Source organism: Pseudarthrobacter linnaei (assembly GCF_055412825.1).
This window is the reverse complement of record NZ_JBVAYX010000002.1, coordinates 1-21,116: the sequence shown is the minus strand read 5'-3', so window position 1 is coordinate 21,116 and position 21,116 is coordinate 1. Positions and strand designations below refer to the sequence as shown.

The following is a 21,116-nucleotide window of genomic DNA, read 5'->3' as shown; positions in this document are numbered from 1 at the left end:
CGCACCCACCGCACCGGCGCCACCTCCGGTGCCCCCGGCGGATCCGTCCGCGACGCTGCCGGACGATCCGGATGCCTTTCCCCGCGCCGGGACCCGGCCGCTCGGCTGGGGCCCGCAGCAGCGGGACGCGACCGCCGCGGCGCGGGCTGTGGCCGCGATGACTCCCGAGCAGCGGGCCGGGCAGGTCCTGCTGCCGTTCTACCGCGGGCTCGACCATGAGGCCCAGGCCGCGCTCATCGAGCGCCTGCACCTGGCCGGGTCCGTCATCATGGGCGACAACGTTCCGGGAACACCGGAGGGAAGGGTGGACACCGCGGCGATGCACGGGGTCGCCAGCCGGCTCCAGGCTGCGGCACGGGCCGGCGGCCGCAGCTGGCCCGGCCTGATCGGCGTCGACCAGGAGGGCGGCGTGGTGGCACGGCTGCGGGCGCCGCTGACCGAATGGCCTGCCCCGATGAGCTACGGCGCGGCGGGAAGCGGGGCGCTCGCCGGCAAGGCCGGCCAGGCCATGGCCTCCGAGCTCGCGGCGCTGGGATTCAACACCGACTTCGCCCCGAGCTCCGACGTCACCATGGGGCCGGCCGATCCGACCATCGGAGCCCGGTCGATGTCCGGGAACGCCGACGCCGCGTCCGGCTTCGGCGTCGCCTTTTCCCAGGGGATGCTGGCCGCGGGGCTGCTGCCGGCCGCGAAACACTTTCCCGGCCATGGTTCGGTCAGCGTCGATTCCCATGCCCGGCTGCCGGTCCAGGGCGCAAGCCTGGAGCAGCTCCGGGCCAGGGACCTGTTGCCCTTCCAGGCGGCCATCGACGCCGGTCTGCCGATGGTCATGACCGGCCACATCGCCGTGCCGGCTCTCGAACCCGGCGTTCCCGCCTCGCTGTCCCCAGCGGCCTACGCCGAACTGCGCAGCATGGGATTCCAGGGGGTGGCCGTCACAGATGCGCTCAACATGGGCGCGGTCAGGGGACAGTACCCCAACGACTCCGCTGCGCCGCTGGCACTGGCCGCCGGCGCAGATCTGCTGCTGATGCCCGTCAACGTGGAGGCCGCCCACGCCGCGATCATCGCCGCGGTGCGCAGCGGCGCCCTGCCGCCCGAACGGCTCGCCGAGGCGGCGCAGCGCGTCGTCACCATGATGATCTGGCGTGCCCGCACGGGCGCCGCGCCCGGAACGGCGCCCGGCAGCGGCAGCGGCCTGTCGCAGGACGTCTCCGCGGCGGCCATCACCGTGCTGGCCGGGCCCTGCGACGGGCCGATCGTGCCGGCCAGCGTCCGGGTGACGGGCGGCTCGGCCCAGGACCGGGCGCGGTTCGCCGCCGCTGCCCGCAACGCCGGCATCAGCATCGGTGCGGGTCCGTTGGTCTCGCTGATCGGCGCCGCGGCATCACCGTCCTCACCGGATGCGCCACAGACGCCGGCGGACGTGGCGGTCGCTCTCGACGCGCCCTGGCCGCTGGCACACTCCACCGCCCCTGCGAGGATCGCACTCTACGGCCGGAGCCAGGGCGCTTTCAACGCGCTGGCCGCCGTGCTGGCCGGACACGCCAGGGCACCCGGCAAGCTTCCGGTCGCCGTCGGGTCCCAGCACCCGGGAACCGGCTGCGCCTGATATCCGGCCTTCGCGGGCCAGCCAGCGCCCGGGAACGCGGCGGCCTGGCCCGGCCTGTCGTTTAATAGAGCAGTGCCCATCCTGAATAAAGACATGACCCTCTGCATCTCGCTCTCGGCCCGGCCGAGCAACAACGGGACGCGCTTCCACAACCACCTCTATGACCAGCTTGGCCTGAACTGGATCTACAAGGCCTTCGCCCCCACGGACCTCGGCCAGGCGATCGCCGGCGTGCGCGGCCTCGGAATCCGCGGCTGTGCCGTGTCGATGCCGTACAAGGAGGACGTCATCGCGTTGGTGGATGTGATGGACCCGTCCGCTAAAGCCATCGACTCGGTCAACACGGTCGTCAACGACGGCGGCACGCTCACCGCCTACAACACCGACTACACGGCAATCGAGCAGCTGCTGCAGCGCAACGCCGTGCCCCCGGCCTACTCCGTGCTGCTCCGGGGCGCCGGCGGCATGGCGAAGGCCACCGCCGCGGCCCTGCGCGACGCCGGGTTCCGGGACGTCACCGTGATCGCGCGCAACGAGGAGGCGGGACGGGCGCTCGCCGGGCTCTACGGTTTCGCCTGGCGCGCCGACGCCGATTCCCTGACCGCCGACATGATCATCAACGTCACGCCTATCGGCATGGGAGGAAATACGGCCGGGGGGATGGCGGGAGGCCCCGACGCCGAGGCCCTGTCCTTCCCGCAGGAGGCCGTGGACGCCGCGACGGTGGTGTTCGACGTCGTCGCGCTGCCCGCCGAGACTCCGCTGATCAAGGCCGCCCGAGCGGCCGGGAAAACCGTGATCACCGGCGCGGAGGTGGCGACCATCCAGGCGCTGGAACAGTTTGTGCTGTACACCGGGATCCGGCCCAGCGACGAGCAGGTCCGGGCCGCAGAGGACTTCATGCGGGCCCAGTAGCCTCCGGAAACTCGGAAAGCCGCCAATCCAGAAAGCCGCGAATCCGGCTGTCCGTCCGGCGCCTGCCCGAACCTAGACCGGTTCCACCGAGATGGCCACCCGCTCCTCCCCGATCCGGGTGAGGACCAGGGTGGCTGTCTTGTTGCCCTTGTTGCCCTTGTTGCTGCGGCTGCCGGGCTTGCCGCCGGTTTTCCCTCCGGTTTTCCCTCCGCTTTTCCCTCCCGGGAGGAGCTGTTTGCGCAGCTCCTCCGGGGTGACCGAGGTGCCGCGCTTCTTGATGTCCAGGACCCCGATGCCCTGGTCCCTGACCCAGGCCTTGAGCGCCTTGACGTTGTACGGCATCACCTCCAGCACCTTGTAGGGCCGGGCAAAGGGGGTGTCCCGCAGTTCCGGGGCGCAGATGTAGGCGATGTGCTCGTCGACGAGGTGCCCGCCCAGCTGGAGTGCGACGTCGGCCACCAGCCCGGCGCGGATGACGGCGCCGTCGGGCTCGTAGAGGTACCCCTCGACCGGCCCCACCGGGGCGACCGGGCCGCCGTCGAAGTCCTCGGCGCTGGTGAGCTCCGCCGCGCCCGCGGGGCCGAGCAGCAGCGCAGCCCGCCGGATCCCCGGACGGCGGACCGCGTTGAACCACAGCGCCACTTCGGTGACGTCCCCGCCCGCCGACACCCACTGGGCCTCGCAGTTCTTGGGCACCGAGTCGTGTGGCATGCCGGGGCCCATCTTCACGCCCACGGCCAGTCCGGCGCCGGCCAGGGTCTCGACGAAGGACAGCGGCGGGGAAAAGTCCTCCGGATCCCAGAGCCGTTTCGTGCCCGAGGTGGAGGTGGTCCGGCGTGCAGGGTCCAGCCACACGCCGTCGATCCCGTCCAGGGCCACCGTTGTCGCGTCGGAATGGACCACGGTGGCGTTCCGGAAGGGGATCAGGTTCATTGTGGCGCAGGCCGCCGTCGTCTCGTCCCTTTCCACCGCCGTGACCTGGATGTCCAGCGAGGCGAGCGCCATGGCATCGCCGCCGAGGCCGCAGCCAAGGTCCGCCACGTGCTGCATGCCGGCTTCCGCGAAGCGCTGCGCATGCCGGGCCGCCACGGTAAGCCGGGTGGCCTGCTCCAGGCCCGCCTGGGTGAAAATCATCTGGCGGGCGAACTCGCCGAATTTGGCCTCGGCCTTGGTCCGCAGCCGCGACTGGGTGAGGACGGCGGAGACGAGTTCGGGGGAGTGTCCGGCCTTCCGGAGGGAAGCGTTGAGGCGGAACGCCTCATCCTCCTGGTAGGGGCCCAGTGACGCCAGCAGCTCCCAGCCTTCGGGGTTCAGCAGCGGGGCGATTTGGTCCTGCGGTGCGTCAGACATGGGTTCAAGCCTAGTTCAGCGCGGGGCGGCGCCGTGCGCCCGATAAGGTTGACGGCATGGAAGACAGCGGCACGGCGAACAGCGGCAAGGACGAGTACTACCCTGAGGCCCGCGCCACCCAGCAGGACGCCGGCACCGGCCGACCCGCCCGCCAGGGACTCGCCCGCTACGCCCGGCCGGCGCTGATCGCCGGCGGTGTCATCGCCGTCGTGTGTGTGGCCCTTCTGGTGATCATCTTCTTCCTGGACTCCTTCAACGCCACCGTCTATTCGGTCGGCGGCAAGGACGTCCAGGACGCCACCGACGAGGCGAAATCCATCCGCGAGAGCTACGCCGCGGTCCGCGTCGGCGGCATCGTGTTCCTGGCCCTGGGCGTTGCCCTGGCCGCGGCCGGGGGCCTGGCGCTGTACCGGCACCGGAACGAGGCCGGTACCGACGACGGCGAGAACGGCGAGAATGTCGACTTCGAGGATCTCGGCGGACGGTAGTCCGGTACCGGCACCGCGGACATGTCCAGCGCCCGGTGCCGGCATGGAGCACAACGCCCAAATGTCCACGGGCCGCACCCAGGAATGGGCATGTCTCCAAGGCCCCAGCGGTCACCGGGAACGAATTTCTGGCACTCGCCTTGACCGAGTGCTAACTACTTACATAGAGTCGTCATTAGCACTCTCCCTAGGAGGGTGCTAACACCTGAAGCTTTACAGCCAGGCGGCTGCCGGCACCGCGACGACGGTCTGTACGCCTTGGCACCACAGCTTTAAAGTCCACGAATTTGCTGACGAAAAGGAGAGGTCATTGTCGGTCTCTATTAAGCCTCTTGAGGATCGTATTGTTGTCCGCCCGCTCGAAGCCGAGCAGACCACGGCTTCCGGCCTGGTTATCCCGGACTCCGCGCAGGAAAAGCCGCAGGAAGGCGAAGTTGTCGCAGTAGGCCCCGGCCGCTTTGACGACAACGGCAACCGCGTGCCGATCGACGTCACCGTTGGCGACGTTGTCATCTACTCCAAGTACGGCGGAACTGAAGTCAAGACCGGCGGCACCGAGTACCTCGTGCTGTCCGCCCGCGACGTCCTGGCGATCGTCGTAAAGTAACTCTCTTGGACCCCGCGCCGCCGATCCTCGTTTGACGGGTCAGTTGCGCGGGGTTCTGTCTTTGAAAGGACAAAACCATGGCAAAGCAGCTTGCGTTTAACGACGCTGCCCGCCGGTCGCTTGAAGCCGGCATCGATAAGCTCGCCAACACGGTCAAGGTGACGCTTGGCCCGCGCGGCCGCAACGTCGTGCTGGACAAGAAGTGGGGCGCCCCCACGATCACCAACGATGGCGTCACCATCGCCCGTGAAGTCGAGCTGGACGACCCGTACGAGAACCTTGGCGCGCAGCTTGCCAAGGAAGTCGCCACCAAGACCAACGATGTTGCCGGTGACGGCACCACCACCGCCACGGTGCTGGCACAGGCCCTCGTCAAGGAAGGCCTCCGTAACGTTGCGGCAGGCGCCGCCCCGGGCCAGATCAAGCGCGGGATCGAGGTCTCGGTTGAGGCCATCGCCGCCCGCCTGCTCGAAAACGCCCGCCCGGTCGAAGGCACCCAGGTCGCCAACGTCGCCTCCATCTCCGCCCAGAGCGATGAGATCGGCGAGCTGCTGGCCGAGGCATTCGACAAGGTCGGCAAGGATGGTGTGATCACCATCGAGGAATCCTCCACCACGCAGACCGAACTGGTCCTCACCGAGGGCATGCAGTTCGACAAGGGCTACCTGTCCCCGTACTTCGTCACCGACGCGGAACGCCAGGAAGCTGTCCTCGAAGACGCGCTCATCCTGATCAACCAGGGCAAGATCTCCTCGGTCCAGGACTTCCTGCCGCTGCTGGAAAAGGCTCTGCAGAGCTCCAAGCCGCTCTTCATCATCGCCGAAGACGTCGACGGCGAGGCACTCTCCACGCTGATCGTCAACCGCATCCGCGGCACCCTGAACGTCGTTGCCGTCAAGGCACCGGGCTTCGGAGACCGCCGCAAGGCCATGCTGCAGGACATCGCCACCCTCACGGGCGCCCAGGTTGTCTCGCAAGAACTGGGCCTCAGCCTGGACACGGTCGGCCTGGAGGTGCTGGGCACTGCCCGGCGCATCACCGTCACCAAGGACAACACCACCATCGTTGACGGCGCCGGTTCGGCCGAGGACGTCGCAGCCCGGGTTTCCCAGCTGCGCGCCGAGCTGACCCGCACGGACTCCGACTGGGACAAGGAAAAGCTGCAGGAACGGCTGGCCAAGCTGGCCGGCGGCATCGGCGTGATCAAGGTCGGCGCTGCCACCGAGGTCGAGCTCAAGGAAAAGAAGCACCGCATCGAGGACGCTGTGTCCTCGACCCGCGCTGCCCTGGAAGAAGGCATCGTCGCCGGCGGCGGCGCCGCCCTCATCCACGCCCTCAAGGCGCTCGACGAGGACCCGGCCGTCCAGGCCCTCGAGGGCGACGCGGCAGCTGCTGTCGGCATCGTCCGCCGGGCACTGACCCAGCCGTTGCGCTGGATCGCCCAGAACGCCGGCTTCGACGGCTACGTCGTCGTCGCCAAGGTCGCGGAATCGGCCAACAACCAGGGCTTCAACGCCAAGACCGGCGAATACGAAGACCTGATCGCTGCAGGCGTCATCGACCCCGTGAAGGTGACGCGTGCGGCCCTCCGCAACGCGGCTTCCATCGCGGCACTGGTGCTCACCACGGAAACCCTCGTGGTCGAGAAGCCTGCCAACGAAGACGAGCACGCAGGCCACAGCCACTAGGCTGCAACCAGCGCACAAAGAACCGGTCCAGCGTCCGCTGGGCCGGTTTTTTGTGCCCGCTGTGCTTTGTGCCCGCTGTGCTTTGTGCCCGTTGTGCCCGCTTGCGCTGTGCCCGCTTGCGCTGTGCCCGCTTGCGCTGTGCCCGCTTGCGCTGTGCCCGCCTGCGCGGTGCCCGCTCGCGCGGTGCCCGCCGCGGCGCCGGGCCGCAAGGAATCAGCGCCGTGCCCGCAGCGCCGTCCGTTTCAGGCGGGACGCCGCGGCGTCCGGCAGCCGGCGGGTGACCAGCCGGTAGAAGAGCAGCACGGCAACGGCCGCCGCCACGATTCCCACCAGGTTCAGCGCCAGCTGCAGGGCGGAACCTGCCGCCTTCTCAAACTCGCCCAGCACCAGCGCGACGGCCACGAAGCCGGCCGCAGGCACCGTGGTCACTGAGATGAAGACGCCGGTCAGGGCGGCGGAACGACCGCTGATCACGGACAGCATCCCGGCGATGCCGGCCAGCACAGCGACAATCAGCGAATACGGCCCCGGGTGGTAGATGAATTCGGCGGCGGAGCCGCGGTCCAGGACGTCGGCGGGGAAAAGCCCCAGCGGCACGGAGAGCCACGCAGTGAACGCCGCGGCCAGCATCGCGACGGGGAAGCCAATGCCCAGGGCCAGCGCGGCGCGCCGTCCCAGCTTCCACTGCCGCTGCACAATCGCCACGGCCAGGGCCGCCAGCGGACCGAACTCGGGACCGACCGCCATCGCGCCGACGATCAGAATCGTCGAGTCCGTGACGATGCCGATGCCCACCAGCTGGGTCGCCAGGATGAGGAAGGCAAGGAAGCTCCAGGTGAGACGCGAATCTTCGCCCGTCTGCCGGGACACCTCGTCCCAGATCACGGCGTCCGCGCCTTCGCCGGGCGCGTCCGCGGTGGCCTTGTCCGCCCGGTCGGAGAGCACCACCTCCGGCATGATGACCGAGATCGAGCCCTGTTCCTGGACCTGAAGGACATGGAGCTTCTCCACCAGCCGCTCCATGGACTCCCGCGCCAGCAGGACATGGATGACGTCCCCCGGAGGGAGGACGGACCCCCTCGGCTGGCGGGAGACTTCGGCGACGCCGACCTCGGCGGTGGAGCAGTCCATCACAGCGTCGGACAACTCTTCCGGAACACAAATGCGCAGCTGTGCGATCACGATGCGGCCTCCTCTGGCTCGTTAAAGGGTAGCCCTCCGGGACCACCCACATCCGGCGACCGGGTGGCCGCACGCGCCGCCGTGATTGGCCAGGGAAATTACGGCTCGCTAACATTGAGGCTTTGGAAACCGGCCTGGAGGGTCCCGAGTGTCGATTGAGCGAACCATGGCCGGCCCGCCGGCAGCGGAGGCAGGGTCGCAGTCCCGCGCAGAATCGGGCTACCGCCCCGAAGTCCAGGGCCTCCGTGCCCTCGCGGTCCTCATGGTGGTCAGCTACCACGTGTGGCTCGGGCGGGTCTCCGGCGGGGTCGACATTTTCCTGCTGATTTCGGCGTTCCTGATGACGCTCAGCTTTGCCCGCAAGGTCGAGGGCGGCCAGCCCCTGCGGCTCCTGAGCCATTGGCTCCACCTGCTTAAGCGGCTGCTGCCCGCCGTCGTGGTGGTCATCCTCGGCGTGCTGGCCGGCACCAGCGTGGTCCTGCCCCAGAGCCGCTGGCCGGACGTGCTGGACCAGGCCTGGGCCTCGCTGCTGTACCGGCAGAACTGGCTCCTCGCGGACACCGCCGTCGACTACTACGCGCAGGACCACGCCGGGGCCAGCCCGCTGCAGCACTTCTGGTCACTGTCCATCCAGGGCCAGGTGTTCCTGCTCTGGCCGCTGGTGTTCGCCGCAGCTGCCCTGCTGCTGCGCTTCCTGCGCCGGACCCGGCTGGGGGAGCGGGTCAGCTATTCTGCCCTCCTGGCTGCGGCCTTCGGGGCGATCTTCGCGGTGTCGCTGGTGTTCTCCATCGAGCAGACCGCCACCAACCAGTCCTACGCCTACTTCGACACCCGCACCCGGCTCTGGGAGTTCGCTCTCGGCTCGCTGCTGGCGCTGGCGCTGCCGCACCTCAAGCCCGGCAAGGCGCTGCGGCTAGTCCTCGGCTGGGGCGGTCTCGCCGCGATGCTCTCCTGCGGCCTGCTGCTCACCGTGGACCGCTCCTTCCCCGGCTTCATCGCGCTGTGGCCGACCCTGGCCGCGGCTGCCATCATCGTCGCCGGACAGAGCGGCAGCCGCGTCGGCGTGGACCGCTTCCTGACGTGGAAGCCGCTGGTGGAACTCGGGGACAACTCCTATGCCCTGTACCTCTGGCACTGGCCGCTGCTGGTGCTCTCCCTAGCCGCGACGGGCATCACCACGCCGAACCTGATCCAGGGCCTGGCCATCGTTGCTGCTTCGATGGTGCTGGCTGTGCTGACCACCCGGTTCGTGGAGAAGCCGCTGCGCGAGTGGCACTGGCCGCAGCGCCGGGCCTGGCGCACCGCCGTCGTGATCGCGGCTTGCGGCGCGCTGCTGGCCGGCCCGGTGTCGGTGTGGGAGAGCAAGCTGCTGGCAGACGAGGCCGCGGCCGCGGCGCAGCCGAGGGAACTGACACCCGGAGCGGCCGCCCTGGCGCCCGAGAATGCGGGCAAGCCGACGCCGGACGCGAAAATCATCCCGGCTCCGGTCGCCATGAAGAACGAGTGGGCGGATATCGACGGGCGGTGTACGGCCGGGAACGTCCCGGCGGATCCGCTGCTCGCGGGATGCCTGCAGGACAGCAGCCCGGACACCGTCACGAAACGCATTGTGGTGCTCGGTGACTCCCATGCCCAGCAGTACATGGCCGCGCTTGGCCCGATCGCCCGAAACCGCGGCTGGGAAGTCGTGGCCCTCCTGAAGGGAAATTGCCGCTTCGGCGGCGAATCCCCGGACCGGGACGCCGAGTGCAACGCGTTCAACCGGGCCAGCGCCCAGTACGTCCTGGACCACAAGCCCGACGCGGTCTTCACCGTCGCCTCGCTGACGCACAAGGACGTGCCTTTCGAAACCGAGGTGCCGCAGTACCTCGAAGGCATCAAGGCCTTCACCGATGCCGGCATGGACGTGGTCGGTGTCCGCGACAACCCGCGCTTCACCATGGACATGCCCGAATGCGTCCAGAAGCACGGCCCGGAGGCACCGAAATGCCGGGTGCCGCTGCAGGAATCCCTGGCAGCGTCCTCCCCGCTGGACGCCTACCGGGGGAAGGTGCCGCGTCTGCACCTGATGGACCTGAGTGACTTCATCTGCGCCGGCGGGATTTGCCCGGCCGTCGTCGGGAATGTGTACGTCTACAAGGACGACAACCATCTGACCAAGACGTACGTCCAGAGCATGATCCCCATGTTCGAACAGCGCCTGCTGGCGGCCACCGGCTGGACGTGACACGTCGGCGCCGGTCCGGCCGGTGCCGTAGCTCACATTACTGCCCCGGAATATGGGGATCGCCGCCAAGGTTCTAGTATTTATTCAACACTTCTGCACAGGCCATGCCCGTAATGACGGGCTGGTCATCTGTTGCAACCCCTACCCGTGAAACCCGTAACCAAGGTAAGAGGCGCACTCATGACCCAGCCCGAACACAACCCCTTCGGCTTCATCGGCCTGACGTACGACGACGTCCTGCTGCTGCCCGGCCACACGAATGTCATCCCCTCCGAGGCCGACACGTCCTCCCGGATCTCCAAGCGCATCACGGTCCAGACCCCGCTGCTCTCCGCAGCGATGGACACGGTCACCGAATCGCGGATGGCAATCGCGATGGCCCGCCAGGGCGGCCTCGGCGTCGTGCACCGCAACCTCTCCATCGCCGACCAGGCGGACCAGATTGACCGGGTCAAGCGCAGCGAATCAGGCATGATCACCAACCCGCTGACCATCGGCCCGGAAGCCACCCTGGCCGAGCTGAGCGAAATCTGCTCGCACTACCGGGTTTCCGGCCTGCCCGTCGTGGACGAGGGCATGCGGCTGCTGGGCATCGTCACTAACCGCGACACCCGCTTCGTCCCGGAAGCGGATTTCCCGATCCGACTGGTCAGCGACGTTATGACCAAGATGCCCCTTGTCACGGGGCACGTCGGCATCAGCCGCGAGGAAGCCGCGCACAAGCTGGCGACCAACAAGATTGAAAAGCTCCCGCTCGTTGACGAGCAGGGCCGGCTCAAGGGCCTCATCACCACCAAGGACTTCACGAAGGCCGAGCAGTATCCGCTGGCCACCAAGGACGACGAAGGCCGGCTGCGCGTCGGCGCTGCCATCGGGTTCTTCGGCGACGGCTGGGAGCGGGCCATGGCGCTGGTCGACGCCGGGGTGGACGCCCTCTTCGTCGACACCGCCAACGGACACTCCCAGGGTGTCCTGGACATGATCCGCCGGCTCAAGTCCGATCCGGTGGCCGCGCACGTCGACATCATCGGCGGCCAGGCCGCCACCCGCGAAGGCGCCCAGGCGCTCATCGACGCCGGTGCCGACGGCATCAAGGTCGGTGTGGGTCCCGGCTCCATCTGCACCACCCGGGTGGTCGCCGGCGTCGGCGTACCGCAGATCACCGCCATCTACGAGTCGGCCAAGGCCGCCATCCCGGCCGGCGTGCCTCTGATCGCCGACGGCGGCCTGCAGTACTCGGGCGACATCGGCAAGGCCCTGGTGGCCGGCGCGGACACCGTCATGCTCGGCTCCCTGCTCGCCGGCTGCGACGAGTCCCCGGGTGACCTGATCTTCGTCAACGGCAAGCAGTTTAAGCTTTACCGCGGCATGGGCTCCCTCGGGGCCATGCAGACCCGCGGCAAGAACACCTCTTACTCCAAGGACCGCTACTTCCAGGCCGACGTCTCCGGCGACGACAAGCTCATCCCGGAAGGCATCGAGGGCCGGGTGGCCTACCGCGGCCCGCTGGCCTCGGTGGCCCACCAACTGGTCGGCGGTCTCCGCCAGACGATGTTCTACACCGGCGCCCCGACCATTCCCGAGCTCAAGGCCCGCGGAAAGTTCGTCCGGATCACCCCGGCCGGGCTCAAGGAATCCCACCCGCACGACATCCAGATGACGGTGGAGGCACCGAACTACGGTTCGCGCTAAACCGCACAGCAGCCACGAGGCGCAGGCGATTGGGACCTCTCCCCATCGCCTGCTTCTTTCTGTGTGCGGTAGCCTCAAGGCTGGCCGGCGGTTCCGGGATTCCCCGGAGACGGCACCTCGGCGCAGGCTGAATGGCCCGCCCTGGAAGATGTCGGAAGTGAGATTCGTGCGCTGTAGCAGCCGGCTGTCCCGCCTGGCCCGGATGGGGTGCGTGGCCCTTGCCGTCAGCCTCTGCCTTGGCCTGTCCGCCTGCGGTGCAGGAGCAGGCTCACGAGCACAAGGGACAGAAGCGAAGTCTCCGCCAACGTTGGAAACTGCCAAGTCCAGGCTGTTGGCCGTGCAGCACGAGATCATCGGGACGGTGCCGGCCGATTTGGTCGTCTCGGTTTTCGAGAACGACACCTCCAGCCTGATGCCATGCGGTGGGGAAGCAAAGAAATGGGCCGGAACGGGCCAGGTCGAGCTCCACCCCGGCATGGACCGTCCGAGTTTCCTCGACGGGGTGCGGAAGGTTGTGTCCGAAGAACCGGACTGAACGGCGAAAGACCGCACCGGCGGCCAGGGCGAGCGCACCGTGGACCTCCTCCACGAGGACGGGACGCACCTGATCGTTGGTTTTTGGGACACCCCCGAGTCGCTCCAGATCGACAGCTTCAGCGCCTGCTTCGAGTTCCCGGACTACCAATACGGCGAGAAGTACTAAACGAATTAACCACGGACGTTGGTGGCAGGCGGCGACACACGAACCCCCGGCCCCGAGTCCAGCCACGCAAACTAGGCTGGAGGCATGTCCGAACTCAGGCCCGCCCGTGAGCCCAAGCGCAAGCTCGCGCTGAGGCCCTACGCCCGGGCCGTGGCGCAGGTGCTGCGCGTCAGCTTCCGGGCCTCGCCCGCCGCCGTTGTGATGAAGGTTGTGGGCTCGCTGATCTCGGCGCTGCTGCCGCTGGTCACCACCTACTTCGCGGCGCTGACCACCACTGCCCTCGCGGCCGCCTACTCCGGCGATGCCACCGCAGGCCAGCAGGCCATTGTCTACGTCATCATCACAGCCGCGCTGGGCCTGTTCTGGGGCGCCTTCAGCAGTGTGGACCGGTACATCCAGCAGCTCATGAGCTTCAAGGTCGGCGCGATCGTGGGCGACCTCATGTACGAGCGGTTCCTGGCGCTGGAATTCTGGCGCTACGACGACAAGGAAACGGTTGACCTGTACGACCGGGCCAAGCGCTTCTCCGATTCCTACGCCCGGGTCCTGGACCGGATCGCGGCCATCTTCACCCAGCTGGTCTCGGTGATTCTGGCGATCGGCGCGCTGCTGCTGGTCAGCTGGTGGATCGCGGTGATCGTGCTCGTGGCGATCGTGCCCAGCGTCTACCTGCAGTTCAGGCTCTCCCGCGAGCAGATCGCGCACTGGAACACCCAGATCGACTCCCGCCGGCAGCGGCGGATGATCGAGACCAACCTCCTGCGCCCGCAGCACATCGCCGAGATGCGCCTCTACGGGATCGTCGGATACCTGATGCGGCTCCGCTCCCGGCTGCGGGACGCCGACGAGAAGCGCCGGCTGGATTTCCAGAAGCGCTACATCCCCAAACAGCTCGCCGCGGACACCCTGCAGTACGGCGCCGAGGTCGTGTCCCTGATCTGGGTGGTCGGGCAGATCATCGCCCGCGCACAGACGGTGGGCCAGTTCCTCTACGTGCAGCAGATCGTCAGCCGGGCCTTATCCACCGCCAACAGCCTCGTCTCCTCGCTCAGCTCCATTGACGAGGACCTTGCCAACCTCAAGGACTACGAGCTGTTCATGGCGCTGCCGGTCCCCTCCGACCAGGCCCCGCCGCTGCTGCAGGCGCCCGGGACCGTGGAGCTGCGGGACATCCGCTTCACCTACACGGGCAGCGAACTGGAAGTCATCAAGGGCATCTCGCTGACCATCCGCGAAGGCCAGCACATTGCGATCGTGGGGGAGAACGGCGACGGCAAGTCCACCCTCATCCGCATCCTCGCCGGGCTCTACCGCCCGGACTCCGGGCAGGTGCTGCTCGACGGCGTCGACCTCGCCGCCGTCGACGTTAAGTCCTGGCACCGTCATCTGGCGGTGCTCAGCCAGGAGTTCCTGAAATACGAGTTCGCCACCGCGGCGGAGAACATCTTCTTCGGCGACGTCGATTCACCGCGCGACGACGGGCGGATCCGCCGCGCCGCGGCCGACGCCGAAGCCCTCGAGTTCATCAACAAACTGCCCAACGGCCTGGACAACCACGTCAGCAACTGGATGGAAGATCCGCGCGGACGGAAGGGCAGCGGGCTGTCCGGCGGACAGTGGCAGCGCCTCGCGATGGCCCGGAACTTCTACCGCAATGCCCCGTTCATGGTCATGGACGAGCCGACCTCGGCCATCGATGCGCTCGCGGAACACCGCATCTTCACCCGGCTCTTCGCCGACCGCAGCAGCACGATCATCGCCATCAGCCACCGGCTCGCCACGATCGAGAAGGCGGACGTCGTCTACATGCTGGAGGACGGCCGGATCGTGGAGCAGGGCACCCACAAGGAACTGGTGGCTTTGCGCGGCCGCTACTTCCGGATGTTCGAGTCCCAGCTCACCGTGGACGAGGCCGAAGGCATCTGAGCAGGTCCCTGGGCAGTCCTGTCAGCGGCGTTCCAGCCACCGCGCGTAGAGCCCGGCGCTGTCCAGCATGAGCCGCCGGGTATAGGCGAGGCCCGCGGCGAAGCCCAGCGGCCAGATCACCAGCATCCCCAGCAGAGGCAACACTTCAGGTGAGCCGCCCTTGGGCGTGAACAACACCAGGGCGCCAAGACCTACCAGGCTGACGATCAGGATCGTCCGAATCACGAGGGGAGTAATCCGGATTCCCTGTTCCACCCGGGGGATATCCGCCGCGGGCTTGGGAGGTTTACGGGTGAACCGCGGCCACGCCGTGACGGCCCATCCCAGAGCCGCGAGGACCGTTCCCAGGAGTGCCAGGACAATCCCGGTTTCCGGGCTCTGGCCAAGGACCGCGGCGAGACCGGCATAAACGGCCCCGGAAGCGGCCAGCACCGCGGGGTACCACCAGGCGGAGAAGACCCAGGACCGGCGCTGGGCGAAGCCGAACGCCTCCTCGCGGGGTACCACGCCGGTGCCCGGGCCTGTCATGCGGTCACCGACGGGCGGGAGCCGGCGGCAGGGCGAGCAAGCCATTGCTTGAATAAACGTTCCCGCTGCGCGTGCAGGTGGCGCGAATAAAGCAACCCGGCCCCGACCGCGGGCGGCCAGGCTGCCAGAAACGCCAGGACGGGCAGGACCTCCGGCGACATTCCCCTGGGCAGGAGGGCCATGCACGCCACCACAATGGCCAGCATCATGGCCGTTGAGCCAATTGCGACGCCCGGGGCGATCCGGATGGACTGTTCGGTGCGGGCAAAGTCCGTGGCCGGCCGCGGCGGCTTGCGCGTGAACCGCGGGGCAATAGTCGCCAGCCAGCCAACCCCGGAAAAGAACAGCCCCAGACCCACCAGAATTAGGCCATCCTCCGGACTCTGGCCAGTCGCGGACTGAGCGAGCGCCTGCGCGGCCCAGGTAAGGCGAAGACGATGCCCATCCACCAGAAAAAGAAAACGCGGGCGCGGCGGTGCGCATAGCCGAGGGCGAGCTCCGGGTAGTCGAGTGCGGGAGCCGCAGCCGGTCCCGTCATCGCGTCACCGCCAGGGCGTCCCGCACCTTTGTCCGCTCCATGGACGACTGGAGCCATTGATTCCCCCAAATTGTTACTGCGGGCAAGATCCCGCCGGACTCTGACAAAAACGAGTTCATCCCCGCCCAAAGCTAGTCCATCCCCGTCAGCCCTGCGATGGGGACTTCTTCCCATCGGCCGGCGACTGAACCACGGTGGTCCGGACCCGCGCCAGGCTGGGCTCCGGGGGAACGCTGCTGAATCCAAAGGTGACGGCGGGCCGGATGGCGGACAGGGGCCCGGCGTCGCCGCCGGCCCAGCCGACGCTCGCCGAATCGAGGCGGTGCAGGTCGGTGACCCCGTAATACTCCTGCCGCCCGCCCTTCGCGGCGCCCGCGGTGCGCACCCCCTGGCTGAGCCGGGCCGCGAGCGGGTTGATGGCATGCAACCACCGCGGATGCACCGCCATGGGCCGGGGGACCATCCTCGCGAGAGTGCCCAGCCGGGTCCGGGCGCCGACGGCGGCACAGATCCGGAGCGGACCGGCGTCCACCCGGAGCCCGTTGGCACCGTGGGACGCCGCAACGTCCACCACGCGGGTCTCGTCAAAGTTGTAGACCGCTGCGATGAAGTCGCCGATCTCGGCCGTCGGGGCGAGCAGGATCCGGTGGCCGGAGGGCAACTGGACCATGGCGTCGGCGAACGGCCCGAACGGGGAGCGCGGCCACAGGCCTACCACTGCGCGCAGGCCGGACTCCGTTCCGATCCCGGCAATGTGGCCGTCGAAAACCCAGAGTCTACCCATGACGCCAGCGTAGCGGCCGCGGCGCAGGCCTGCAGTCCTCTACAGGGGGCCGTAACCCGCGCTGCCGTGCGGGTCGCGCCAAATGGCCAGATCGCCTTCCACCGCTGTGCGGAGCCCCGGGTCCGTCTGGACCCTTCGCCGGAAGGACTGCCGGGCCCGTCCCAGGACTACGGACGGGATGAGGATAAAGGCTGCCAGGAGAGCCACAAAGAGCACATACGCGCCGCTCACCGCAACCAGCGTCGCAGTTCCCCGGGAAGCGATCCCGGGGAAAACGGTGGCCAGGATACCGCCCAGAATGATGGCCAGCACGGACACCATCACGCCGCCGCCGCGCGCCGAGCCCGGGCCACGGGCGATGAGGAGCCTGTTGGTGTTCGGCAGTGTGCCACGTACCCGCTTCCAGGAGACCAGGCCCAGCACCGTCACAGCAATGCCCAGCAAGCCGAGGATCAAGACCCAGGCGGGGTCCCCTGACATGGCCGAGACGAAGGCGCCGGTCAGGAGCACGAGGGGCCCGGATCCGACGGCGCTGCTCCAGGCCGCAGCGACGGTGCCCTGGGCATCAGCCAACTGCCGCAAACGGGAGGGCGCGTTGGGTGGACTGACCCGTGCCAGCTCCGGAGAAGTCCAGTAATCAAGAGGATGCGCGGGCTGGCCGGCGGGGAAAGGAGTTGGAACGCTCATCTCGGACTACAGACCCGGCCCGTCGCGAAGGAGTTGTTCCAGGTCTTGAGGAAGCAGGGCAGTGGCGGGGAGGTCCTCACCCTCGACATCATGTTCGGTGATGAGCAGGGGTGCGTTGTCTTGAGTGGTCATAACAGCCTTCCGGGCGACAGGTCTGTGCCTAGTCTAAGGAAGGTGGGCGCCCCCGTGAGCCAGCCCCAGCCCTTCTTTGCGCCGGCGGCCACAGGATCGTCCGCGCAGAGTCCGACGCGCGGGATGTGCCGGTCCAGCGGGCCCGGAGCCTGCGCCGCCACCCTGCGTCCTGCCGGGTCCGGGGCCAGCGCCGCGGCTGGGATAACCTAGAGCAGTGACTTACGAGATTGAGATTGGCCGTGGCAAGCGTGGGCGTCGTGCCTACTCCCTGGATGACATTGCGATCGTCCCCAACCGACGAACGCGTGACCCCAAGGATGTGTCCGTCGCCTGGCAGATCGACGCCTACAAGTTCGACATGCCGGTCATCGCCGCTCCCATGGATTCGGCCATGTCCCCGGAGACCGTGATCGCCCTGGGCCGCCTCGGCGGGCTCGGCGTCCTCGACCTCGAGGGTCTCTGGACCCGGTATGAGGACCCGCAGGCCGTGCTGGACCAGATCGGCGCGCTCCAGGACGAGACCAATAGCCCCGCCGTCACCCGGCGCATGCAGGAGCTCTACCAGGCCCCGATCCAGCCGGAGCTGATCACCGCCCGGCTCGCGGAAATCCGCGCCGCGGGCGTCACCGTTGCCGGGTCCCTCACCCCGCAGCGAACCCAGGAACACTACAAAACCGTGGTGGCCGCCGGCGTCGACATCTTCGTGATCCGCGGCACCACGGTCTCGGCCGAGCATGTCTCCAAGGCGCACGAACCGCTGAACCTGAAGCAGTTCATCTACGAACTCGACGTCCCGGTCATCGTCGGCGGGGCCGCCGGATACACCCCGGCCCTGCACCTCATGCGCACCGGAGCCGCCGGCGTGCTGGTCGGCTTCGGCGGCGGCGCCACGAGCACCACGCGCCGCGCCCTCGGCATCCACTCGCCCATGGCCTCGGTCATCTCCGACGTCGCCGCTGCCCGTCGCGACTACATGGATGAATCCGGCGGCCGTTACGTCCACGTGATCGCCGACGGCGGCATGGGATCCTCCGGCGACATCGTCAAGGCGATCGCCATGGGCGCTGACGCTGTCATGCTCGGCAGTGCCCTGGCCCGCGCCGAGGAAGCCCCGGGCAAGGGCTGGCACTGGGGCCAGGAAGCGCACCACCTGGAACTTCCCCGCGGCGACAGGGTCAATGTCGGCACCGTCGGGCCGCTCGAGGAGGTCCTTTTCGGACCGGGCCACCACACCAACGGAACGTCCAACCTGATCGGTGCGCTGCGCCGTTCGATGGCAACCACCGGCTACTCGGACCTGAAGGAATTCCAGCGCGTCGACGTCGTCGTCTCGCCCTACGCCGGCAACTGATAGCCCCCTGCCCATCCGGGGAAGTTGGAAGTAGTGTGGTGCACTACGAGCGTTGAGACGGATGGAGGCGTGACATGAACAGTTTTCCCGGCGGTTCTCCCAAGGCCGGCGGTGCCCTTGGGCCTGCGGAACGCGAAGCGTCACTCGCGGTACTCAGGGGCACCACCGAACCGGGGAAGGAACTCGACATCCTGATCGTCGGCGGCGGCATCGTCGGCACCGGCGCGGCCCTGGACGCCATCACGCGCGGCCTGAGCGTCGGCATCGTCGAGGCCAACGACTGGGCCGCCGGCACCTCCTCCCGTTCCTCAAAGCTGATCCACGGCGGCCTCCGTTACCTGGAAATGCTCGATTTCGCGCTGGTCAAAGAGGCGCTGCACGAACGCGGCCTGATTCTTTCCGCGCTCGCCCCGCATCTCGCCCGGCCCGTTCCCTTCCTGTACCCGCTGACCAAGCCGTTCTTTGAACGGCCCTATGTGGGCGCCGGCATCGCCCTGTACGACGCCATGTCAATCTCCACCGGCCAACGCCGCGGCGTGCCGTTCCACAAACACCTGAGCCGCCGGGGGACCCTGCGGGCAGCGCCGAGCCTTAAGGACGATGCGTTCGTCGGCTCCATCCGGTACTACGACGGCCAGGTCGACGACGCCAAATACTGCGCGAACCTGGTCCGCACCGCGGCCTACTATGGCGCCCACGCGGTGAACCAGATGTCCGTGGTGTCTTTTCTCCGCGAGGGCGAACGCGTGGTCGGTGCGAAGGTGGTCAACCACGAGGACGGGTCTTCCTTCAACATCAAGGCCAAACAGGTCATCAATGCCACGGGCGTCTGGACCGACGAGACCCAGGCCATGGTGACCGACCGCGGCCAGCTCAAGGTCCGCGCCTCGAAGGGCATCCACCTGGTGGTTCCACGGGACCGCTTCCAATCGACCGTGGGGCTGATCCTGCGGACCGAGAAATCCGTCCTGTTCGTCATCCCCTGGGGCCGACACTGGATCATAGGCACTACCGACACCGACTGGCACCTCGACAAAGCCCACCCGGCCGCGTCCAGCAAGGACATCGACTACATCCTCGAGCATGTGAACCGGGTCCTGAAACGCCCGCTCACCCGCGAGGACGTCGAAGGGGTCTACGCCGGGCTCCGCCCGCTCCTGGCCGGCGAAAACGACTCCACCGCGAAACTGTCCCGCGAACACGTCGTGGCTCATCCGGTGCCCGGGCTCGTCGTTGTGGCCGGCGGCAAATGGACCACCTACCGGGTCATGGCCAAGGACGCCGTCGACGAGGCGACCCGCAGCATGGACGAACGTGTCCCGCCCAGTTGCACGGAGTCCATCCCGCTGCTAGGCGCCACCGGATTCAAGGCCGCCTGGAACAAGCGGAACCGGATGGCGGAGGAAACCGGCGTCCATGTGGCCCGGATCGAGCATTTGCTCAACCGCTACGGTTCGATGGCCCGGGAGGTGCTGGCGCTCATCACCGAGACCCCGGAACTGGGTGAACCGCTGCCCGGCGCGGACGACTACCTCGCCGCCGAGGCCGTGTACGCCGCCACCCATGAGGGCGCCCGGCACGTGCAAGACGTGCTGACCCGCCGGACCCGGATTTCCATCGAGGCCTGGGACCGCGGCGTGTCCGCCGCACCGGTAGTCGCTAAACTGATGGGAGAGGTCCTCGGCTGGAGCGATGCGCAGCGTGAGGGCGAGATCAAGCACTACCTGGCCAGGGTCGACGCCGAACGGCTCAGCCAGGAGCAGCCGGACGACGAATCCGCTGACGCAGCACGCTTGGGCGTCGAGGACATCGTTCCGTTGCGCTGACCGGCAACGTCCGCCGGCAGCCTCGACCCGAGACTGCCGGCGCATTGACGCCACTTTGAAGGGATACCTCTTGGCGGAACCACTGGACCGGTATGACGCCGAGCTCACCACCCCGGAAATGGTGATCCTCGAGATGGACGCCACCGACAAGCTCGACGCCACGGCCCAGCTGGCGGAGCGGATGCACGCCGCCGGACGCATTTCAGATCTTCCGGGCTTCCTTAAGCACGTCAGCGCCCGGGAACACCAGCTGGCGACCGGCCTTCCCGGCGGCATAGGCCTGCCCCATGCCCGCAGCGAGTTCGTCTCCCGGACCACCATCGCGGTCGGCATCACCAAGTACGGCAGGGCGCTCGATTTCGGCGCCGCCGACGGGCCGGCGACCGTGGTTCTCCTGATCGCGACCCCGGCCAGTTCCTTCTCCGAGCACCTCGAAGTGCTGGCCACGCTGGCGAGGTCCTTGTCGAAGGAGTCGTTCCGCGAATCGCTCCGCCGGGCCTACGACCCCGAAGTGATCGCGGAACTTATCAACTCCAGCCTGGTTTTCTTCGACCACTGAGATTGGGGCAGGCCCTTTCGTGTCGACTCCGTCGCCACGTAGGGACCCGGCGGTTTCTAGGGGTCGTTGCAACACCTGTTGGTTAGGTGGTTAGTAGTAAATCACGTAGACGCTCGGCTGGGGTATCCCAGCCGAGCGTTTTGCGTGGACGGCCGTTGAGCTCCTGTGCGACGTGTTCGAGGTCTTCGGGTCCGTAGGCGTTCAGGTCGGTGCTTTTGGGGAAGTATTGGCGCAGGAGCCGGTTGGACGCTCCTATGTTTGTCAACCGTGTTCAGGCGCCGAGGATTTGGCCGTGGACTCCATAACGCGGTAAAGGTGCCG

General features: G+C 67.9%; 20 protein-coding genes and 1 pseudogene. 13 read left to right on the top strand and 8 right to left on the bottom strand.

Annotation, left to right across the window (positions count from 1 at the left end):
- The first annotated feature begins 28 nt into the window (after positions 1 to 28).
- Both ACZYZ3_RS01970 and ACZYZ3_RS01965 read left to right on the top strand, forming a co-directional pair.
- Entirely contained in the window at positions 29 to 1,612 is a 1,584-nt protein-coding gene (locus tag ACZYZ3_RS01970; RefSeq protein ID WP_463962194.1) for a glycoside hydrolase family 3 N-terminal domain-containing protein, read from the top strand.
- A 72-nt stretch (positions 1,613 to 1,684) separates the two neighbouring features.
- Entirely contained in the window at positions 1,685 to 2,527 is an 843-nt protein-coding gene (locus ACZYZ3_RS01965) for a shikimate 5-dehydrogenase (protein ID WP_463962193.1), read from the top strand.
- A 72-nt stretch (positions 2,528 to 2,599) separates the two neighbouring features.
- Here the strand turns inward: ACZYZ3_RS01965 and ACZYZ3_RS01960 are convergent, their stop codons facing one another.
- On the bottom strand, positions 2,600 to 3,877 hold the full coding sequence (locus ACZYZ3_RS01960; RefSeq protein ID WP_463962192.1) for a THUMP-like domain-containing protein: 1,278 nt from the start codon (positions 3,875 to 3,877) through the stop codon (positions 2,600 to 2,602).
- A gap of 56 nt (positions 3,878 to 3,933) precedes the next feature.
- On the opposite strand from ACZYZ3_RS01960, the gene ACZYZ3_RS01955 reads away from it, so the two are divergent.
- The 3 genes from ACZYZ3_RS01955 to groL all read left to right on the top strand — a co-directional run bounded on the left by ACZYZ3_RS01955 (position 3,934) and on the right by groL (position 6,660).
- Positions 3,934 to 4,365, top strand: a complete 432-nt coding sequence (locus ACZYZ3_RS01955; RefSeq protein ID WP_463962191.1) for a hypothetical protein — start codon at positions 3,934 to 3,936, stop codon at positions 4,363 to 4,365.
- A 310-nt stretch (positions 4,366 to 4,675) separates the two neighbouring features.
- Positions 4,676 to 4,972: a co-chaperone GroES gene (gene groES, locus ACZYZ3_RS01950; RefSeq protein ID WP_024367421.1), complete on the top strand. Its 297-nt coding sequence runs from the start codon at positions 4,676 to 4,678 to the stop codon at positions 4,970 to 4,972.
- A gap of 77 nt (positions 4,973 to 5,049) precedes the next feature.
- Entirely contained in the window at positions 5,050 to 6,660 is a 1,611-nt protein-coding gene (gene groL, locus ACZYZ3_RS01945; RefSeq protein WP_463962190.1) for a chaperonin GroEL, read from the top strand.
- Between the two features lie 213 nt (positions 6,661 to 6,873).
- Here the strand turns inward: groL and ACZYZ3_RS01940 are convergent, their stop codons facing one another.
- Entirely contained in the window at positions 6,874 to 7,842 is a 969-nt protein-coding gene (locus tag ACZYZ3_RS01940) for a DUF389 domain-containing protein (protein ID WP_463962189.1), read from the bottom strand.
- Between the two features lie 166 nt (positions 7,843 to 8,008).
- Here ACZYZ3_RS01940 and ACZYZ3_RS01935 point away from each other — a divergent pair, with 166 nt between their 5' ends.
- The 5 genes from ACZYZ3_RS01935 (at position 8,009) to ACZYZ3_RS01915 (ending at position 14,390) form a co-directional block, all read left to right on the top strand.
- A complete protein-coding gene (locus ACZYZ3_RS01935; RefSeq protein ID WP_463962495.1) occupies positions 8,009 to 10,069 on the top strand; it encodes an acyltransferase family protein in 2,061 nt (686 codons plus the stop codon).
- 180 nt (positions 10,070 to 10,249) lie between these two features.
- The gene (gene guaB, locus ACZYZ3_RS01930; RefSeq protein WP_463962188.1) at positions 10,250 to 11,761 is read left to right on the top strand and encodes an IMP dehydrogenase; all 1,512 of its coding nucleotides are present in this window, start codon (positions 10,250 to 10,252) and stop codon (positions 11,759 to 11,761) included.
- Positions 11,762 to 12,098: 337 nt separating this feature from the next.
- On the top strand, positions 12,099 to 12,296 hold the full coding sequence (locus tag ACZYZ3_RS01925; RefSeq protein ID WP_463962187.1) for a hypothetical protein: 198 nt from the start codon (positions 12,099 to 12,101) through the stop codon (positions 12,294 to 12,296).
- Between the two features lie 39 nt (positions 12,297 to 12,335).
- The gene (locus ACZYZ3_RS01920; RefSeq protein WP_463962186.1) at positions 12,336 to 12,464 is read left to right on the top strand and encodes a hypothetical protein; all 129 of its coding nucleotides are present in this window, start codon (positions 12,336 to 12,338) and stop codon (positions 12,462 to 12,464) included.
- Positions 12,465 to 12,548: 84 nt separating this feature from the next.
- Positions 12,549 to 14,390, top strand: coding sequence for an ABC transporter ATP-binding protein (locus ACZYZ3_RS01915; protein ID WP_463962185.1), 1,842 nt, complete (start codon positions 12,549 to 12,551; stop codon positions 14,388 to 14,390).
- A gap of 21 nt (positions 14,391 to 14,411) precedes the next feature.
- Here ACZYZ3_RS01915 and ACZYZ3_RS01910 read toward each other — a convergent pair whose 3' ends face one another.
- The 5 genes from ACZYZ3_RS01910 to ACZYZ3_RS01890 all read right to left on the bottom strand — a co-directional run bounded on the left by ACZYZ3_RS01910 (position 14,412) and on the right by ACZYZ3_RS01890 (position 17,059).
- A complete protein-coding gene (locus ACZYZ3_RS01910; protein WP_463962184.1) occupies positions 14,412 to 14,918 on the bottom strand; it encodes a hypothetical protein in 507 nt (168 codons plus the stop codon).
- Positions 14,915 to 15,277, bottom strand: coding sequence for a hypothetical protein (locus tag ACZYZ3_RS01905; RefSeq protein WP_463962183.1), 363 nt, complete (start codon positions 15,275 to 15,277; stop codon positions 14,915 to 14,917). Before ACZYZ3_RS01905 ends, ACZYZ3_RS01910 begins: the two co-directional genes overlap by 4 nt.
- A 324-nt stretch (positions 15,278 to 15,601) precedes the next feature.
- Positions 15,602 to 16,240 carry a hypothetical protein gene (locus tag ACZYZ3_RS01900; protein WP_463962182.1) on the bottom strand — a complete coding sequence of 213 codons (639 nt, stop codon included), beginning with the start codon at positions 16,238 to 16,240 and terminating at the stop codon, positions 15,602 to 15,604.
- A gap of 39 nt (positions 16,241 to 16,279) precedes the next feature.
- Positions 16,280 to 16,813 (bottom strand): hypothetical protein, encoded by a 534-nt coding sequence (locus ACZYZ3_RS01895; RefSeq protein WP_463962181.1) that lies wholly within the window; start codon positions 16,811 to 16,813, stop codon positions 16,280 to 16,282.
- 120 nt (positions 16,814 to 16,933) lie between these two features.
- Positions 16,934 to 17,059 (bottom strand): hypothetical protein, encoded by a 126-nt coding sequence (locus tag ACZYZ3_RS01890; RefSeq protein WP_463962180.1) that lies wholly within the window; start codon positions 17,057 to 17,059, stop codon positions 16,934 to 16,936.
- Positions 17,060 to 17,273: 214 nt separating this feature from the next.
- Between ACZYZ3_RS01890 and ACZYZ3_RS01885 the strand changes: the two genes are divergently transcribed.
- From ACZYZ3_RS01885 to ACZYZ3_RS01875, 3 genes are all read left to right on the top strand, one after another.
- A complete protein-coding gene (locus ACZYZ3_RS01885) occupies positions 17,274 to 18,410 on the top strand; it encodes a GuaB3 family IMP dehydrogenase-related protein (protein ID WP_463962179.1) in 1,137 nt (378 codons plus the stop codon).
- Between the two features lie 74 nt (positions 18,411 to 18,484).
- Positions 18,485 to 20,236 (top strand): glycerol-3-phosphate dehydrogenase/oxidase, encoded by a 1,752-nt coding sequence (locus ACZYZ3_RS01880; protein ID WP_463962178.1) that lies wholly within the window; start codon positions 18,485 to 18,487, stop codon positions 20,234 to 20,236.
- Positions 20,237 to 20,306: 70 nt separating this feature from the next.
- Positions 20,307 to 20,795 (top strand): PTS sugar transporter subunit IIA, encoded by a 489-nt coding sequence (locus tag ACZYZ3_RS01875; RefSeq protein ID WP_463962177.1) that lies wholly within the window; start codon positions 20,307 to 20,309, stop codon positions 20,793 to 20,795.
- 82 nt (positions 20,796 to 20,877) lie between these two features.
- Here the strand turns inward: ACZYZ3_RS01875 and ACZYZ3_RS01870 are convergent.
- Positions 20,878 to 21,042, bottom strand: a pseudogene (locus ACZYZ3_RS01870) (IS30 family transposase); the annotation flags it as partial.
- Positions 21,043 to 21,116: the final 74 nt, after the last annotated feature.

Bases quoted from the DNA above. Each gene is read 5' to 3' on its own strand.
- ACZYZ3_RS01960 (WP_463962192.1), bottom strand. From the start codon at position 3,877: ATGTCTGACGCACCGCAGGACCAAATCGCCCCGCTGCTGAACCCCGAA.
- ACZYZ3_RS01955 (WP_463962191.1), top strand. From the start codon at position 3,934: ATGGAAGACAGCGGCACGGCGAACAGCGGCAAGGACGAGTACTACCCT.
- groL (WP_463962190.1), top strand. From the start codon at position 5,050: ATGGCAAAGCAGCTTGCGTTTAACGACGCTGCCCGCCGGTCGCTTGAA.
- ACZYZ3_RS01935 (WP_463962495.1), top strand. From the start codon at position 8,009: ATGGCCGGCCCGCCGGCAGCGGAGGCAGGGTCGCAGTCCCGCGCAGAA.
- guaB (WP_463962188.1), top strand. From the start codon at position 10,250: ATGACCCAGCCCGAACACAACCCCTTCGGCTTCATCGGCCTGACGTAC.
- ACZYZ3_RS01915 (WP_463962185.1), top strand. From the start codon at position 12,549: ATGTCCGAACTCAGGCCCGCCCGTGAGCCCAAGCGCAAGCTCGCGCTG.
- ACZYZ3_RS01910 (WP_463962184.1), bottom strand. From the start codon at position 14,918: ATGACAGGCCCGGGCACCGGCGTGGTACCCCGCGAGGAGGCGTTCGGC.
- ACZYZ3_RS01900 (WP_463962182.1), bottom strand. From the start codon at position 16,240: ATGGGTAGACTCTGGGTTTTCGACGGCCACATTGCCGGGATCGGAACG.
- ACZYZ3_RS01890 (WP_463962180.1), bottom strand. From the start codon at position 17,059: ATGACCACTCAAGACAACGCACCCCTGCTCATCACCGAACATGATGTC.
- ACZYZ3_RS01880 (WP_463962178.1), top strand. From the start codon at position 18,485: ATGAACAGTTTTCCCGGCGGTTCTCCCAAGGCCGGCGGTGCCCTTGGG.